This is a genomic window from Rhodoferax sp. OV413, from assembly GCF_900104385.1.
Taxonomy (GTDB): Bacteria; Pseudomonadota; Gammaproteobacteria; order Burkholderiales; family Burkholderiaceae_C; genus Rhodoferax_B.
The window spans coordinates 826854-844312 of sequence record NZ_FNJA01000001.1 but is presented as its reverse complement, the minus strand read 5'-3'; the positions used below and the strand labels follow the sequence as shown (position 1 = coordinate 844312).

General features: G+C 62.4%; 14 protein-coding genes. 7 read left to right on the top strand and 7 right to left on the bottom strand.

Annotated elements, in window-relative coordinates:
* Positions 1-6: 6 nt before the first annotated feature.
* The 3 genes from BLT66_RS03880 (at position 7) to BLT66_RS03870 (ending at position 3337) form a co-directional block, all read left to right on the top strand.
* Positions 7-951: an ABC transporter permease gene (locus tag BLT66_RS03880; protein ID WP_092755891.1), complete on the top strand. Its 945-nt coding sequence runs from the start codon at positions 7-9 to the stop codon at positions 949-951.
* A 1-nt stretch (position 952) separates the two neighbouring features.
* Positions 953-1789, top strand: a complete 837-nt coding sequence (locus tag BLT66_RS03875; protein WP_092755889.1) for an ABC transporter permease subunit — start codon at positions 953-955, stop codon at positions 1787-1789.
* A 75-nt stretch (positions 1790-1864) separates the two neighbouring features.
* Entirely contained in the window at positions 1865-3337 is a 1473-nt protein-coding gene (locus tag BLT66_RS03870) for an aldehyde dehydrogenase (RefSeq protein WP_092755887.1), read from the top strand.
* Between the two features lie 77 nt (positions 3338-3414).
* Here BLT66_RS03870 and BLT66_RS03865 read toward each other — a convergent pair whose 3' ends face one another.
* From BLT66_RS03865 to BLT66_RS03835, 7 genes are all read right to left on the bottom strand, one after another.
* On the bottom strand, positions 3415-4167 hold the full coding sequence (locus BLT66_RS03865; protein ID WP_092755885.1) for an ABC transporter ATP-binding protein: 753 nt from the start codon (positions 4165-4167) through the stop codon (positions 3415-3417).
* The gene (locus BLT66_RS03860; RefSeq protein WP_092755883.1) at positions 4161-5225 is read right to left on the bottom strand and encodes a FecCD family ABC transporter permease; all 1065 of its coding nucleotides are present in this window, start codon (positions 5223-5225) and stop codon (positions 4161-4163) included. The genes BLT66_RS03865 and BLT66_RS03860 overlap by 7 nt, the downstream gene beginning before the upstream one ends.
* Entirely contained in the window at positions 5222-6415 is a 1194-nt protein-coding gene (locus BLT66_RS03855) for an ABC transporter substrate-binding protein (RefSeq protein WP_092755881.1), read from the bottom strand. Before BLT66_RS03855 ends, BLT66_RS03860 begins: the two co-directional genes overlap by 4 nt.
* A complete protein-coding gene (locus BLT66_RS03850) occupies positions 6412-7614 on the bottom strand; it encodes an MFS transporter (RefSeq protein ID WP_092755879.1) in 1203 nt (400 codons plus the stop codon). The genes BLT66_RS03855 and BLT66_RS03850 overlap by 4 nt, the downstream gene beginning before the upstream one ends.
* Before the next feature lie 2 nt (positions 7615-7616).
* Positions 7617-10091: a TonB-dependent receptor gene (locus BLT66_RS03845; protein ID WP_255406753.1), complete on the bottom strand. Its 2475-nt coding sequence runs from the start codon at positions 10089-10091 to the stop codon at positions 7617-7619.
* A 183-nt stretch (positions 10092-10274) separates the two neighbouring features.
* Positions 10275-11321 carry a FecR family protein gene (locus BLT66_RS03840; RefSeq protein WP_092755875.1) on the bottom strand — a complete coding sequence of 349 codons (1047 nt, stop codon included), beginning with the start codon at positions 11319-11321 and terminating at the stop codon, positions 10275-10277.
* A gap of 1 nt (position 11322) precedes the next feature.
* Positions 11323-11991, bottom strand: a complete 669-nt coding sequence (locus BLT66_RS03835) for a sigma-70 family RNA polymerase sigma factor (RefSeq protein ID WP_369821571.1) — start codon at positions 11989-11991, stop codon at positions 11323-11325.
* A gap of 49 nt (positions 11992-12040) precedes the next feature.
* Here BLT66_RS03835 and BLT66_RS03830 point away from each other — a divergent pair, with 49 nt between their 5' ends.
* From BLT66_RS03830 to BLT66_RS03815, 4 genes are all read left to right on the top strand, one after another.
* Positions 12041-12613, top strand: coding sequence for an RNA polymerase sigma factor (locus BLT66_RS03830; RefSeq protein WP_255406752.1), 573 nt, complete (start codon positions 12041-12043; stop codon positions 12611-12613).
* Positions 12614-12692: 79 nt separating this feature from the next.
* Complete coding sequence (locus tag BLT66_RS03825) at positions 12693-13808, top strand: FecR family protein (RefSeq protein ID WP_092755869.1); 1116 nt, start codon at positions 12693-12695, stop codon at positions 13806-13808.
* 97 nt (positions 13809-13905) lie between these two features.
* Positions 13906-16239: a TonB-dependent siderophore receptor gene (locus BLT66_RS03820; protein WP_092755867.1), complete on the top strand. Its 2334-nt coding sequence runs from the start codon at positions 13906-13908 to the stop codon at positions 16237-16239.
* A 106-nt stretch (positions 16240-16345) separates the two neighbouring features.
* Entirely contained in the window at positions 16346-17458 is a 1113-nt protein-coding gene (locus BLT66_RS03815; RefSeq protein WP_092755865.1) for an ABC transporter substrate-binding protein, read from the top strand.
* Position 17459 lies beyond the last annotated feature (1 nt).

The following is a 17459-nucleotide window of genomic DNA, read 5'->3' as shown; positions in this document are numbered from 1 at the left end:
CGTGCCATGAAGAACCTTCTGAAATGGACCCGGCTGCTGCCCGGCGCACGCTTTGTGATCGGCGTGCCCTACCTGTGGCTGGTCATCTTCTTCGTCGTACCGTTTTTGATTCTGGTGCGCATCAGCGTGACCGACATGGGCAATGGCGTGGACCCGTTTGCACCCCTGGTCACCGCGGTCGACGGCGTGTGGCACATCCTGCTCAAGTACCACAACTACCTGTCCATCGTGGGCGAGCAGGGCGACGATGGCGTGATGGTCTGGGGCCAGACCATCTACATCGAGGCCTATATCACCTCGGTCAAGTATGCGTTCTGGACCACGGTGCTGTGCCTGCTGATCGGCTACCCGTTTGCCTACTTCATCGCCCGGGCCAAGGCCAGCCGCCAGCCGGCGCTGCTGATGCTGGTAATGCTGCCGTTCTGGACTTCTTTTCTGCTGCGGGTCTATGCCTGGAAGGGCATCCTGGCCGACCAGGGCGTGCTGAACAACCTGCTAATGTGGGCCGGTATCACCCATGAACCGATACAGATGCTCTACACCGATGTGTCCATGCTGGTCGGCATGACCTATGTGTACTGCCCGTTCATGATCCTGCCGCTGTACGCCAATCTGGTGAAGATGGACTTTCGCCTGCTGGAGGCCGCGCACGACCTGGGCGCCTCGCCCTGGCATGCGTTCTGGCTGATCACCGTACCCTTGAGCAAGGCCGGCATCATCGCCGGCTCTATGCTGGTGTTCATCCCCAGCGTTGGTGAGTTCGTGATTCCGTCCCTGCTGGGCGGTGCCGAGAACCTGATGATCGGCCGCGTGGTGTGGGACGAAATGTTCAGCAGCAACAACTGGCCGCGGGCCTCGGCGCTGGCCATCGTGATGATCCTGTTCATCCTGGTGCCCATGGCCATCTATAACCGGTACAGCGACGCCAGCAACGCACCGAAGGACGCCTGAAATGACACGCTTCATCCAGCAATACTTCGGCCGCTTCTGGCTGGCGGCGGTCTACCTGTTCTTGTACCTGCCGCTGTTCTTCTTGATCGTCTTCTCGTTCAACAGCACGCGCCAGGACGGCATCTTCACCGGCTTTTCGCTGCGCTGGTACAACGCGTTGATGGGCGATTCTCGGCTGGTCGAGGGCTTCTTCCTGTCGCTCAAGGTGGCGGTGATCACCGGTACCTTGTCCACCATCCTGGGTGCGTTTGCGGCCTTTGTGCTGGTGCGCTACGTGCGCTTCAAGGGCCGCACCATGTTCGCCGGCCTGGTCAGCGCGCCCCTGGTGATGCCCGAGGTGATCATCGGTCTGTCGCTGCTGCTGCTGATGGTGGCGGTGCAGCGGGCGCTGGGCTGGCCGGACCGCGGGGCGATCACCATCGTGCTGGGCCACACCCTGCTGGGCATGGCCTATGCCACGGTGGTCATCACCGGCCGGCTGCGCGAGATGGACCGCTCCATTGAAGAGGCCGCCATGGACCTGGGCTGCCGTCCGTTCCAGGTGTTCTTTCTGGTGACCTTGCCGAATATCGCACCGTCGCTGGTGGCGGCCTGGATGCTGACCTTCACCCTGTCGTTTGACGACGTGGTGGTGTCCGAGTTCTTGTCCGGCCCGGGTGTGACCACGTTGCCGCAGGTGATTTTTGGTTACGCGCGGCGCGGGGTGAACCCGTCGATCTATGCTGCGGCTGCGATTTTGATCACGGTCGTCAGCGTCGGCATCATTGCCTACAGCGTGATCATGGCGCGCCAGCAGGCCCGCCGTGCGCGCGATATCCAGGCGGCCACGGCCGCTTAACTGTCATGTACTTTGGGGGCAGAGCACCCCGGGTCATGAAAGTTCTTTCACGTTAACCCCGTTACGGAAACCAGCATGTTCAATGTCTCTGATCTCAAGCTAGACGGTCGCGCCCTCATAGATGGCAAACGGGTACAGGGCGCGGCAGTGTTCAGCAAGACCTCGCCGGTCGATGGTCGGGTGCTGTGCGAAGTCACCCGCGGCGGCGAGGCCGAGATCGACCTGGCCGTCACCGCCGCCCGCGCCGCGTTTGAAGACGCGCGCTGGCGCGGCCTGGCGCCGGCGCAGCGCAAGCGGGTGCTGGTCAAGTTCTCCGACCTGCTGCTGGCGCACGCCGACGAGCTGGCGCTGACCGAGACCCTGGACATGGGCAAGCCTGTGCGCTATGCGCGTGCGGTGGACGTAAACAGCGCAGCCAACTGCATCCGCTGGTACGGCGAGGCGGTGGACAAGGTGTACGACGAAATTGCCCCCACCGGCAAATCCTCGCTGGCGCTGATCACCCGCGAGCCGGTGGGTGTGGTCGGGGTCATCGTGCCCTGGAACTACCCGATGATCATGGCCGCCTGGAAGATTGCTCCGGCCTTGGCCGCCGGAAACTCCATCGTGCTCAAGCCGAGTGAGAAATCGCCGCTCACCGCCTTGCGCCTGGCCGAGCTGGCGCTGGAGGCGGGTATTCCGCCCGGCGTGTTCAACGTGGTGCCCGGCTTCGGCCAGGAGGCCGGCGAGCCGCTGGCGCTGCACATGGATGTGGACTGCATCGCCTTCACCGGCTCCACCAAGGTCGGCAAGCGCATCCACGTGATGGCCGGCCTGAGCAACCTCAAGCGCGCCTGGACCGAACTCGGTGGCAAGTCGCCGAACATCGTGTTCGCTGACTGCCCGGACCTGGACCGCGCGGTGGAGGCGGCGGTGGGCAGCGTGTTCTTCAACCAGGGCGAGAGCTGCAACGCGCCATCGCGGCTGCTGGTCGAGGCTTCGATCAAGGACAAGTTCCTGGAAAAGGCCCTGGCCCTGGTGCCGCGTTACGCCCCGGCCAACCCGCTGTTGCCCGACACCATCATGGGCGCGCTGGTCGACAAGACGCAGATGGACACGGTGCTGGGCTACATCGCCGCCGGCCAGAGCGAAGGTGCAAAATTGATAGCAGGTGGCGCACAGGTAATGGGCGACACAGGCGGTTTTTATGTAGAACCGACGATCTTTGACGGCGTGACCAACCGCATGCGCATCGCCCAGGAGGAGATCTTCGGCCCGGTGCTGTCGGTGCTGTCCTTTACCGACGCTGCCGAGGCGGTGCGCATGGCCAACGACAGCATCTACGGCCTGCAGGCTGCGGTGTGGACCAGCGACATCAACAAGGCCCACGGCGTGGCCCGCGCGCTGAAGGCTGGCACGGTGCACGTCAATCAGTACGACGAGGACGACATCACCGTCCCCTTTGGCGGTGTCAAGCAAAGCGGCGTGGGCCGAGACAAGTCGCTGCATGCCTTCGATAAATACACCGAGCTGAAGACCACCTGGATCCGCATCGACAGCCCGCTGTAGCCATTTTGAGTGCCAAATAGGCCGCTGGCGCTTATTCTGTCAGCGCTACCGGCTATAAATTGAATAGTGTTCGGGCGCTATACAACGCCATCCACAATGACATGGCCCATGCCCCGTGAGCAGCGCTCAACCCGGGCGTCTATCTGGTAGACCTCGTGCAGCATCTGTACCGTGATGACTTCCGCAGACGGGCCGCTGCAGCGCACCGTGCCGTCGGCGATCACCAGGGTGTGGTCGGCAAAGCGCAGCGCCTGGTTGAGATCGTGCAGTGCCACGAAGACCAGCATGCCGCGCTGCCGCGCCAGATCGCGCACAAAGCCCAGCACCTGCACCTGCCGGTGCATGTCGAGCGCGCTGGTCGGCTCGTCCATCAGCAGGACTTCCGGTTGGCGCACGAGGGTTTGCGCAATCGACACCAGCTGGCGCTGGCCACCGCTGAGTTCACCCAGGTTGCGGAACCCGATGTCGGCAATGCCCAGCGAGGCGAGTACGCCGTCAATCAATGCCAACTCGCTGTCATTCACGGCCCAGGAGGCTTTTTGCTTCAGTGCCAGCAGCACCGATTCGTAGACCGTCAGCACTGCATTTGCCGTGGTGTCCTGCGGCATGTAGCAGATGCCGGCCGGGCCTTTGGCTGAGCCTTCTAGGTGCAGCTGGCCAGACCCCTTGAGCAGCCCGGCCATGCGCTTGAATAGCGTGGACTTGCCGGCGGCGTTGGGGCCGATCACCGCCACCAGCTCGCCGCCCTGGAAGCTGGGGGTGTTGACGCCAGAGAGGGCCAGATGGCGCCCATGGTGGGCTCCCAGGTCTTGCAGGCGCAGCCTCACCATGAGCGCCTCGTCTGCCCGAGGATTAGCGCAATGAAGAACGGTATGCCGATCAGCGAGGTGATTACGCCGATGGGAAAGATCGCACCATCTACCAGCGATTTGCTGACCACCGAGCTGAGCGACAGCAGCAGCGCGCCCGATAGCACCGAGGCCGGCAGAAAGAAGCGCTGGTCTTCGCCGATCAGCATGCGGGCGATGTGCGGCCCTACCAGGCCGATGAAGCCGATGGTGCCCACAAAAGCCACGGGGATCGCCGCCAGCAGGCTGACCAGCACCATGGTTTCCAGGCGCAGCCGCTGCACGTTGACGCCAAAGCTGGCCGCCTTGTCGTCGCCCAGCCGCAGTGCCGTCAAGGCCCAGGCGCGGCGCGCGAAGATCGGCAGGGTGACGGCAATCACCAGACAGGTGAGGCCCAGCTTGGGCCAGGTGGCCTTGGTCAGGCTGCCCATGGTCCAGAACACCACGGCGGCCACCGCCTGCTCGCTCGCAAAATACTGCACCAGCGCCAACAGGGCGTTGAAGCTGAACACCAGGGCGATACCCAGCAGCACGATGGTTTCGGCCGTCACGCCGCGCCGCAGGCTCAGCATATGGATCAACCATGCGGTGAGCATCGCCATGGCAAAGGCGTTGGCCGGCACCAGGTAGTCCACGGCCACAGGCAGCAGCTTGACGCCAAAAGCCAGGCCCAGGGCGGCGCCAAAGCTGGCGGCGGCCGAGATGCCCAGGGTGAACGGGCTGGCCAGCGGGTTGTTCAGAATGGTTTGCATCTGCGCGCCGGCCACCGACAGCGCCGCACCCACGGCAATCGCCATCAGAGCCACCGGCAGGCGGATGTCCCACATCACCACCCGCGCCTGCAGGCGTACGCTGTCGGGGGCCAGCAGGGCCTGGACCACTTCGCCCAGCCCGTAGTTGGCCGGACCGATGGCCAGGTCCAGTACCAGGCTGAACAACAGCAGGGCCACCAGGGCCAGCAGCAGCAGCTGTTTGCGCAAGACGAGTCTGCGGTAGCTGCCGTGTTTGTCTGCGAGAGCCGGCAATGGCCGCGCGCTCATGGCTGTGCTCCTTGCGGGTTGAGCGATACAAAGTAACCGGGCGTGTAGGCGATGGGCAGGAAGCGTTCGTGCAGCTCGCGGAAGCTCGCATCCGGGTCCAGCGTGGCGAACAAATCGGGGTGGAACCACTTGGCCAGTTGCTGGATGGCGATGAACTGGTAGGGGCTGTTGTAGAACTGGTGCCAGATGGCGTGGAAGGCCTGGTCCTGGTTGGCTTTGACGCCGGCATAGGCCGGCCGGGCGGTATAGGCCTGCAGCTTGCGCCGGGCCTCGGCCAGGTTCGCTCCGGGGCCGACACCTATCCATTTGCCGCCAGGTACAAAGGCCTCCCAGTTGGCGCTGGTGACGACGATCTGGTCGGGATTGACGGCGATGATCTGCTCGGGGTTGAGTTGGCCGAAGGTACCGGGGATCAGGGTTTTGGCGATATTGCTGCCGCCGGCCAGCTCTACGTAGCGGCCGAAGTTTTCATCACCAAAGCTCAGGCAGCAGTCTTCGCTATAGCCACCGATGCGTTCGATAAAGACCTTGGGCCGTGGCGGTTGGTGGGCGGCGATCACGTCGGTCACCTGCTTGATTTGCGCGGTGCGAAACGCGATCAGCTCTTCGGCACGGGCTTGCTTGCCAAACAGCTTGCCGAACAGGCGCATGGTCGGCTCGGTATTTGCCATGGGGTTATGGCGAAAGTCTACGTAGACCACCGGGATGCCCAATGCGTCCAGCTTCTCGATGTACTGTGCATCTTCGGTGGAGCGCTGGGCTTCGATGTTCAGCAGAATGGCGTCTGGCTGCTGGGCGATGGCCTGTTCGATGTCGAAGCTGCCTTCTTCGAAGCCACCGAAGCTGGGGATGTCGGCTATCTTCGGAAACTTCTGCCGGTACTGCGCATAGGTGTCCGGGTCGGCCTGCATCAGGTCTTTGCGCCAGCCGACGATGCGCTGGATCGGGTTGTCGGTATCCAGCGCCGCCACCAGATAGAGTTGCCGCCCCTCGCCCAGAATCACACGCTGCACCGGGATCTTGACCTGCACCTTGCGCCCGGCGAGGTCGGTGATGGTGGTTTTTTCTGCACCGTCCGCAGAAGCCAGCGAAGTGGCGGGAGAGGGTGTGTGGAAGAAGTAGAACAAGGCCAATGCGGTGCCGGCGATGCCAGCCACCCATAGGAGCGGTTTACGTAGTTTGATGGTCATGGTGGGGTAGGGCTGCAAGCGCGCCGCAGCAGCAGAATGGCCGCCGCTGCCAGCGCGTAAAACAGTGAGACAAAAAAGTAAATGGATTCCAGACCGAAGACCTGGCTGAAGCCAACGCCCAAAGCAATTCCTGCTATGGAAGCGGCCTGCGAGGCGCTTTGCGCAAGCCCTAATACATGGCCTTGCTGGTGGCTGGCAGCGGCGCGGGACACCAGGGCCATCAGCACCGGTGTGGTGGCGCCCAGGAGCACGCCCCAGGCCAGATACATCGCGGCGAACACGGCGATGTGGCGGGTCAGGCCCGCCACCAGCATCAAGGCGGCGCAGGTGACGACAATACCGGTCAAGCGCATCAGCACCTCGCCCAAGGCCTTGCCCTCGAAGTGCCTTGCCCAGGCGCTGGCCGAAGCCACAAAGCCCAACGCGAGCACGCCGTAGCACAGGCCGACCAGGCTGTTGGCCGCACCGAACACCGAGGTTACGTACAACGAGAACGGCGTCTGGGTCAGCATGCGGGCCATCAGCAAAATGCCCATCACGCAGAGCAGCCCAGAGACGGGTGTGGAGCGCCACAGTGGCGCTGGGCGGGGCTGCTGCGCACTTGCTTGCGGTACCACAGCTTGCGCCGTCGGCACGGTGGGCAACAAGGACATGACCGCCAGTGCACACAGTGCGCACAGCAGGGCGGCTACGGCATTGATCCAGAAAAAGCTGGCGGTGTCCAAGATCACGCCACCTACCACAGCGCCCAGCAACGAACCTATATTGGTGGACACCTGCAACAGGGCAAACAAGCGAGCCCGGCGTATCGGCGATTCGATGCGCACGCCATAGGCCTGGGCTGGCGCAATAAAGCCCGCGCAGCTGCCTTGCAGAAAGCGCAGCAGCAAAATCGTGGCGATGTCGTTGGAAAACGCCAGTGCCAGTTGGGTGACCGCCAAGCCCAGCAAGGCCCGGACCATCATGGGCTTGTGCCCATAACGGTCGCCGATGCGGCCCCAGAATGCGCTGGTGAGCATGATGCCCAGCATCGGACCCACATACACCGCAATCCCGGCAAAGCCGAACCACAAACCGGACGCGCCCAGCGAGCGCAAATGCACGGGCCAGAATGGACCGCTCATCTCCATGGCGCCCATGGAGATCAGTTGGAGGATAAACAAGGTGCGGATCGCCCGCCGCACCTGCTGCAGCTGCATCTTTAGAAGTTCACCGTAGCCGAGAGCAGCAGGGTGCGCGGGTCAGCTTGCACCAGGCCACCGTAAGCATCCACACTGGCCCAGTAGCTCTTGTCGGCTACGTTGCGTACCAGGAGCCTGTAGGTCGTTGTGCGCCCGGCGAGCTGGGTGGCGTAGCGCACACCCAGGTCCAGTCTGCGCCAGCCGGGAATGCTTTGCGTATTGTCAGTGTTCGCATACTGTTTTCCGGTGTGGACCAGGCCGCCGGTGAATGTGAGTCCGGGCACAAAAGACGTGTCCCATTCAAGGCCGAGATTGGCTTGCACCGATGGCACACCAACCGCCGTCTTGCCCTGCGTTGAGGCACTGTTGGTGCGGGTCAATTTGGCGTCGAGCAGGCTGGCGCTGGCCAGCACCCGGATATGCGGCAGGATTTCGCCGAACAGGTTGTATTCCAGGCCCCGGTTGCGTTGCTCGCCTTCTACAGAAAACAGTGAACCAGTCAATTGCCCGCTGGGCTTCTTGATCTCGAACGCGCTGAGCGTGGTGCTCAGGCGGCCGTGGTCGATCTTGACGCCTAGCTCGTACTGCTTGGATTTGTACGGCGCGAAAACTACTCCGGCATTTGAGGCGGTCCCGGGAGCTGTATCGCCCTTGGTCAGGCCCTCGATGCGATTCGCGTAAAGAGAGATGTTTTGCCACGGCTTGACGACCAGGCCGAGCATGGGCGTGGTGGCGCTCTTGGCGTATTGCGAGGTGGTGGCGCCGGTGGTTTCGCTGAAGTTGTCCGATTCGATTTTCTGGTGCCGCAAGCCTAGGGTAAGTTGCACACGCTTGTCGAGGATCGACAGCGTGTCGGCCAGGGCCACACCAGTCAAATGGGTTTCCGACACCTTGGGCACCACCAGGGGCGTGGCGACTGTTTGCGGAGCGTAATCAATGGGCTGGTAGATATTGGTTGCCAGCGCCGTAGCTGCGGAGTTGGATGCCCGCCCCAGACGGTCCTGGTAAGCGCTGACCTGAAAGCTAACGCTGTGGTGGACGGACGCCGTGGCGAACTGCGAGCGTAGGCTGGTATCGACCGATGCCCGGTCTATATTGAACCTGAAGTTGGAGGGCAGGGCGCTGACATCGCCGGCTGTATTCAATAACACGGGCGATGTGGCAAATAAGCGGTCCACATGGGTACGGCCCGCGCCTGCCCCGACGGACCATGTCGTGCTATCGGTGAGATCGTATTCCGCGCGCAGCAACAGCGACTGGTCTTCCACCTTGGCGTATTCCCAGGGTTGGGTGGTGTTGCGTCGGCCATCTGCTGCAGCTGGTACGGCGATGCCTGCGGTCATGCGGGGCAGGCGCGACGGTGCGTCGATGTTCTCCTGCTGGTTCACGTAGTCGACCGTAGCCCGCAAGCGCTCGCCCCGGTAGTCCAGTGCCAGTGCGCCCACGCCGGCCTGGCGGGATTGCTTGTCTTGCGCGGTGTCGCCGCTGCGGTAGCTGCCGTTGAAGCGCATGCCGAACTGGCGATCCTCGCCAAATCGACGGCTCAGATCGAGGTGTCCACCCAGCTGGGATGCGCTGGCATAGTCGGCGGTGAATTGTGAGAGGTCTTTGTCGGCAGGGCGCTTGGGCACAATATTTATGCCTCCACCCACACTGCCGCTGGGTGCCATGCCGTAGATCAACGCCGTGGGGCCCTTGATGACCTCAACCCGTTCAACGTAATCAGTCCCTACGCGGTAGTTCGGGGCCACACCGTAAAAGCCGTCAAACGCGATTTCTCCCAGGTTGCCATTGCCCACCGGGAAGCCGCGTACGAAGAATGCGTCCAAGATGCCGCCGGACTGGCTGGCGGCGCGCACCGAGGCGTCATTCACCACCACGTCGGCAACGGTGCGTACTTGCTGGTTCTGGATGGTTTGCGCGGTATAGCTGGTGCTGCTGAGGGGGGCGTCCATCATGTCCGTATTGCCGAGCATGCCCAGCCGGGCACCGCGGGCCAGTTGCCCGCCAGCATAGGGTTTGGGCAGATCGCCTGGCAGATCCGCACTGGCGGTCACCAGTACCGCCGGCAGTGTGGGCGTGGTGCTTGCCGCATCTTGCGACTTGGGAGCCGGTGACAGCACATAGCCGGCGGCGGTTTTGGCAATCACATAGCCGCTGCCGCGCAGCAGCAGGTTGAAACCCTCGTCCAATTCGTAGCTCCCGTGCAGGCCGGGGCTGCGCAGGCCTTGCACCTTGTTCGCGTCCACCACGATGGCCACGCCGGACTGTTGGGCGAAGCGGTTCAAGGCTTCGGCCAATGGCCCGGCGGGTATCTCGTACTGGGTATGCGGCGCGAGGGCTTGCGCCTGTGCCGATCCGAAACCAGTCAGTGCAAAGCTGGTGGCTAGGCTAAGACGAGCAGCAAACGCCAGAGGCGATAGACGTGTAGAAAAGAGGGCGGCTTTGGCCACGGTGGCAGGCATAGTCAGCAGTTCCTTGGTGGGTGATTTCATGGCCTGGATAGGCCCGACATGAAAACTGGAACTGGCTAGTGCCACAGACGCGGAAATCGCTTTCCGGTTGGAGTTTGGCTGTCCGTTTATCGTGCTTTCACTCTGTTTGACGAGCGAGATTCGAAAACTGGAACCAGCAGACCGGAAATATTTTTAAATTACTTGACCGCAACAGCAATCTGTTTATCTGTCACCGGGTGCATCCACCATCACCAGATAGGGTGTCAACGTGCGTATCCGTAACGAGGGGAAGCTGGTGAGCAGCAGTTGCAGTGCGTTGTCGGTGTCGTCGAGCGGTAGCACGGCGGACACTTGTATGCCCGCGATTTGCGCGCGGTCGTACTGGATGTGGCCGGGCCGGTAGCGATCCAGCGTGTCGAGCACTTGGGCCAGTGGCCAGTCGTTGACGACCAAGTGGTGGAACTTCCATGCATCGCTGATGCTGCGCGTGCTGATGTCTTCGGTCTTGCCTAGATCATTGCTAGAAATACGCAGGCGTTGTCCTGCACTGACCGTGGTGGTATCGCCCAGTGGAGTATTGCGCTGGGCAGCGGTTTGCACGGCCACTTTGGACTCCAGCATGCTCAGCAAGGTGCTATTTGCCTCACGTTGCACCACGAACTTCGTCCCCAGTGCACGAATGCTGCCGTGCGAGGTTTCCACCACGAAGGGTCGGGCGGGGTCGTGCGCCACGTCGACCAGAATTTCCCCTCGCACCAGCTCCAACGTGCGGCGTTGGCGGTCAAAGCGCAGGTTGACTGCGCTGGCGCTACCCAGGGTGAGGCGTGTGCCATCTGGCAAGGTTTGCGTTTGCCACTGACCGGTAGCGCTACGTGCATCGGCCAGCAGATAGGACAGCGGATGGCTCTGCAGCACAAGCCAGCTAGGCACGGCCAACGCAATTACAAGCGTTAGCAGCGCGCCCACACGCTTGCCTCTGTAGCGGCTCCGGGCCGAGCGCTCTCGTGGAAAATTAGCCTGCAGCACGGTGTGGGCGGGTTGGGTGTTGCCACCGCTGCTTTCGCGCAAGCGCTGCACCTGGCCGATAAAGCCCTGCATGCGGGCTGCCGCTTCCGCATGGCGTGGATCTGCCTGCTGCCAGGCTTCAAAACCAATCTGCGCGGTTTGGCACTCGGCCTCGTCGTCGGCTGTGAGGCGGACTATCCATGCTGCAGCCTGCTCCGCAATCGGATCCTTCAGGGCAGTGGGATGTGTGGTTTGACCGCCCACGCTATGCCCCCAGGGCCTGGTGACAATGCAGCAGCGACTGGGCTAGATACTTTTGCACCATCTTGGTGGACACGCCAAGTTGGTTCGCGATGCTGGCATGGGTCTGCCCATCCAGGTAATGCAGCAAAAAGGCTGTGCGGGCCTTTTCTGACAGGTTCTGCAAGGCAGTGCCGATGTGTTCCATTGCTTGCACTGCGACCAGAATCTCTTCGGGTGACGGGTAGCCCGACATCGATTCCGCAGCCAATGCCAGTTCCGCTAGATAGGCTTGCTCCAAATGCCTGTGCCGTGCGCGGTCCACGATCAGCCGTTGTGCCGTGGTGGTCAGGTAGGCGCGTGGCTCGCGCATACCCAGCAATGCATCGCGCGAGGTGATGATGCGCAAAAAAGTGTCTTGCGCCACATCGGCCGCGTTGTGTGCGCAACCCAGCTTCTTGCGCAGCCAGCGATGCAACCAGCCGTGGTGCGCGCTGTAGAGAGCTTGAACTTCGTGCTGCGGGGAAAGCTCGGCGATGGACATGCGTTTCTTTTCCCTCACCGGTGACGTATGCCGGTATGTAAATAAGAATAATTCGTATTGTAAGGGGCTATGAAGCTGCTGACGAAACTGGAGGCCAGCCAGATGTGGGCGAGCATCGCAGATAATGATGGGAATTATTCTCAATTGCATCAGGTGAGCCACGCCGTGTCGACGCCAACCTGCCCATGGATTTCAATCCATGTCTACAGGGCTTGGCTGGACTGTGTTCGACCGCTATTACCGCGAACTGCTGAATTTTCTGGTCCGCCAAGTCGCTGACCGCGCCACGGCAGCCGACCTGACGCAGGAGAGCTACGCCAGGGTCTACGCGGCCCAGGCATCGGGTTCATCCATTCAAGAGCCTCGCGCCTTGCTCTACCGCACAGCCCGCAACCTGGTGATCGATCACCAGCGCCACGGTGCAGTCCGGGCGGGTGTTGAAGTAGCGCCGAAGGAAAACGAGCCTTTGGAAGCCGCCGGTCCCTGCGACTGGGAGCCCGAGGTTGCACTGTCGTCGCACCAAGGCGTATTGGCAATGGTTGCCGCCATCGACAAGCTGCCGCCACGCTGCCGCGAAGCTTTCATGCTGAATCGCTTTGACGGACTGGGCTATGCGCAGGTGGCAGCGCAGATGGGTATTTCCGTCAAAATGGTCGAGCAGCACATCAAGCTCGCGCTTGACAGCTGTGAACGCTGCCGGCGTGCTTCCGCCGGAGGGACGGTTGGCGAAACCACGCCACGCACCAAGCTGCACCGGTCAAAGCATTTATAAAAAACCAGTAATCTCTGACTCCGCGACCTAGGGTATCCGGCGGCTCGCGCGTCTACCCACATGAGATCCCCTGAACGCCATGCGCCCACCTTTTACTCCCACCCTTGACGCTGCTGCGCACGTGCGTGAGACAGCGCTCGATTGGGTTGTTCGGCGGCGCGACGCGGCATTCACGGAGAAGGAGGAACAGGGCTTTCAGGCCTGGCTGGCCAGCGACGCCATCCACCGTGAAGCGTTCGCCCGCTGGCAGGACGAATGGCAGGCCTTCGACGGCATTCCATCAGAGATGCGACATCTGCTGCAGCGTAATCTGGCGTTCGACCAAGCCATGGAGGCTGCGAGCGACAGCGGCCCGCGGCCAGCTGCGCCGGCGTCTGTGCCAATCGCGCCCTGCGCCCGGCAGGTCCGTCGCCGGGCTTTTCTGCCGGCTTTGGCTGGGCTTGCTGCGGTCGTGGGTGGCAGCAGTCTGGTGTTGTGGAACCAATCGCAGGCGCAGCCGTTGTACAGCCAAGCGTTCAGCACCCAGCGCGGCCAGCAGGCCGAGCAACGGTTGCCGGACGGCAGCCGCGTGCGTCTCGATACCGCGACGCGGCTGGAAGTCGCTTACTACCGGCAGCACCGCGAGGTCAAGCTGCTGGAAGGGCAGGCGGTATTTGCGGTGCAGGCCGATGCCGAGCGGCCGTTTCAGGTGTTGGCCGGCCGCACCCGCGTCACCGTGGTCGGCACGCGTTTTTCTGTGCGCCATACACCGGGCATGCTGGGGGACGAAGGCGTGCATGTGGCCGTCGAAGCAGGCCGGGTGCGGGTTGAGCCTGTGGAGGTGGCCAAGGGCGGTGTCGATTCCAGCGTGGTGTTTTTATCACCCGGCCAGCGGAGCTACAGCGATGCGGCCGGTGGCTTGGGCGCGGTACTGGCCGTGTCGGCTGCGGGCATTGCACCTTGGCGTGAAGGGCGGGTCAGCTTCGACAACATGCGCCTGGACCGGGCTCTGGCGGAATTCGCCCGCTACCGCGATCCGCAACTGCTGATCCAAGACGAGGGTGTAGCCGCGCTGCGCATCACCGGCGTGTTTGATCCGATGGACCCGGCAACCTTTAGGCGCGTGCTGCCGCAGTCTTTGCCGGTGCGCTTGAAGGATGTTGCGGGCGCGATCGAGGTGGTGCGTGCGGACCGCATAGATCTGCCCAAACTCTAAAAGTTACCGTTATTTTTGAGGCGGGACCTGGGGTATCCGCGGGCCCGTCCGTCTTCACCAGCAAGAACCATTTGTTTTTGTTGTTGAAGGATGTTTTATGTTTCGTACCCCTTTGAAGCCGGCACCGCTGGCTCTGGCCCTAGCTCTGGGTTTTTGCTCCCTACCTGGTCATACCCAATCCAGCCAAGGGGCACTGGAGATCCGCATCGAGGCCAAGCCGCTCGGCCAGGCGCTGAACGACTGGGCCTTGCAAACCCGTATGCAAATCATCGTCCAGCCCGCACTGGTTGCGGGCAAGCAGGCGCCTGCGGTGGCGGGCAGCCTGAGCGCCAAACAAGCGCTGGATCGCCTGTTGGCCGACAGCGGCCTGGTGGCGGTGTCCGAGGGCAATGCCGTGGTGGTCAAGGCGGCCCCGGCCAAACCCGAAGCCACGCTCTCAGCGGTCACTGTGACGGCCACAGCCGATGTGGAAACCGCCTTCAGCCCGGTGCTGGGCTATGTCGCCAAACGCAGCAGCACCGCCACCAAGACCGATACCCCGCTGTCTGAGACCCCGCAGTCCATCACCGTGGTGACGCGCGACCAGATGGTCGACCAGGGGGCGAACACATTGCAAGAAGCGCTGCTGTACGCCGCAGGGGTGCGTGCAGACCTCTACGGGTTGGACTCGCGCAGCGACGATGCCCACATCCGCGGCAGTACCGCCGAGACCTATATCGACGGCCTGCGCCAGACCAACGATTACTACACATCCACCGCGCGGCCCGACCCGTACACCATGGAGCGCATCGAAGTGCTGCGCGGCCCGGCGGCCATGCTGTACGGCCAAGGCAGCACAGCTGGGGTGCTGAACCTGGTCAGCAAGCGGCCGCAGGCGGAATTCCAGGGCGAAGTGGGCGTGCAGCTGGGCAACTACGGCCGCAAGCAGCTGCAGGCCGACGTCACCGGCCCGCTGACAGCCGATGGCGAATGGCTCTACCGCCTGGTGGCTGTGGCGCGCCGGTCCGATACGCAGGTGGACTACGTGGGAGACGACCGCACGCTGCTGGCGCCCAGCCTGACCTGGAAACCGAATGCCGTCACCTCGCTCACCTTGCAAGGCCTGTCGCAGCACGACCGCACCGGATCGACCTCGCAGTTCCTGCCCTGGGCCGGCATGCTGACCGCCAACCCGAATGGGCAGATTCCCACCAGCCGCTTCATTGGCGAGCCGGGCGACCTCTACGATACCGACCGCAATACCCTGGGCTACCTGTTCGAGCACCAGTTCAACGACCAGTGGAAGCTGCGGCAGAACTTCCGCTATGCAGAGAACAAGGTGGACTACCTGACCCACTATGCGAACTCCTTCAGTCTGCCTGGTGGCTGGTATGACGACCCGGTGAACCAGCGCGTCATCGGGCGCTACGGCGACCATACGCAAACCAAGGTGCACATCGCCACCATCGACCAGCACCTGGAAGGCCATCTGCAGACCGGCGTGGTACAGCACACCCTGCTGACCGGGCTGGACCTGACCCGCTACCGCAACGACAAGCGCTCGGGTAGCAATTACGACACCATCGACGCCTATGCGCCGGTCTATGGGCTCGCCGCACCTATTGAGTTGGGCGACAGCGTGCACTCCAGCCAGCGCCAGGCCGGCATCTATCTGCAGGACCAGATGAAGATCGCGCAAGACTGGATCGTGGTGGCGGGCCTGCGCCATGACCGCGTAACCAATAGCGTGCAAGGCACGGTGGATGAGCGCAGCCAGGCCACCACCAAGCGCCTGGGGCTGATGTACCTGCTGCCCAATGGCTGGTCACCGTACCTGAGCTACAGCGAGTCGTTCACACCGGTGGCTGGCACCAATGTCTACGGTGCCCGCTTCAAACCGCTGCGCGGCGAGCAGATCGAAGCCGGGGTGAAATACATGCCGGCCAACAGCAGCACGCAGTTCACCGCATCGGTCTACCAGCTGAAGGAGAAGAACCAGTCCACGGTCGACCCAACCCGGGCCGACAACACCATCCAGGTGGGCAGCACCCAGAACAAGGGCCTGGAACTGGAGTGGAAGGCTGCCGTCACCCGCGATGTGGACGCCATGGCCAGCTACACCTACACCGATGTGGACAAGCAGCTGACCCAGACTTCGCGCAACCAGGCCAAGGCCTGGGGCAAGTACCGCTTTACGCTCGCTGGCATCGAAGGGCTGGCGATGGGTGCAGGCGTTCGCTACCTGAGCGCCTTCCGCGACGGCGCCGCGCCCACCACGCCGGCCATTACGCTGGTGGATGCGATGTTGTCCTGGGACCAGCAGCACTGGCGTTATGCTTTGAACGTGAACAACCTCACCGACAAGGTCTACAACACCATCTGCATGTCGCGCGGCGATTGCTGGTACGGCGCGCGCCGCACCGCGGTGCTCAGTGCTACCTACCGCTTCTAAGCGATGCAGGGTAGGTAAAGAAAGAAAACATGCGACGAGGCGTTTTGCTGGTGTTGTGAATGATAATAATTGTCATTTGTGTTTAAACCAGGAAAGCGCCTCTGACATGTTGTACCGCCGAAGCCTCGCCGCATCCTTCTCCACCTTTGCCATGGGCATGGCCTGCGTGGCCGCCCAGGCCGCACCCACCAGCATCCAGGATGTGCTGGGTCGCACAGTCGAGGTCGAGGCACCTGCCAAGCGGGTACTGCTTGGCTTCTACTTTGAAGACTACATGGCGGTAGGCGGGGAGAAGGCTTTTGACAAGGTGGTCGGAATTTCGCGCGAAGCCTGGGCCGGCTGGCGGGCTGCCAACTGGGCCTTGCATGTGGCGCACCGTCCGTCGTTGAAGGATATTCCCGATGTGGGTGAAGTCGAGGCGCAGACGTTCTCGGTCGAAAAAGCTCTGGCCCTCAAGCCCGATGTGGTGGTGTTGGCCGACTGGCAGTACAAGGGCATGGGCTCCGACATCAAGCGACTGGAAGCCGCCAAGATCCCCGTGGTGGTGGTGGACTACAACGCCCAGACGCTTGAACGCCACCTGGCCAGTACCAAGGTGCTGGGCCAGCTGACTGGCGAAACCGCACGCGCCGAGCGCATCAATGCCGAATACAAGGATGCCATTGACCAGGTGCAGTCGCGCATTGCTCAAGCCAAGCTACCCAAGCCACGTGTGTATATCGAGTTTGGGAATAAAGGGCCCACTGAATACAGCTTTACCTACGGCAAAAACATGTGGGGAGCCATGGCTGCGGTAGCCGGCGGTGACAATATTGCGGCCCCCTTTGTTGAATGGTGGGGCCCTATGAACCCCGAGCAGGTATTGGCCTCCAGGCCCGAAGTGGTACTGATTGCCGGTACCGAATCCACAAAAAACCAGGCGGCCATGCTGATGGGCCAGGGCGTGGACAAGGCGCAGGCCGCACAGCGCCTGGCGGGCTTTACCGGCCGCAATGGCTGGGCTGAAATGCCTGCAGTCAAGACCAACCGCGTGTACGGCATCTACCAAGGAGCTTCACGTACCATTTCTGATTACGTGATGGTCCAGTACATGGCCAAGGCGCTGTATCCCACGCTATTCAAAGACCTGAATCCCGAAACAAACTACCTCGACTTCTACAAGCGCTACCTGCCGGTGATTCCGACGGGCACCTTCATGGTCAGCCAGGGGGGCAAGTAAG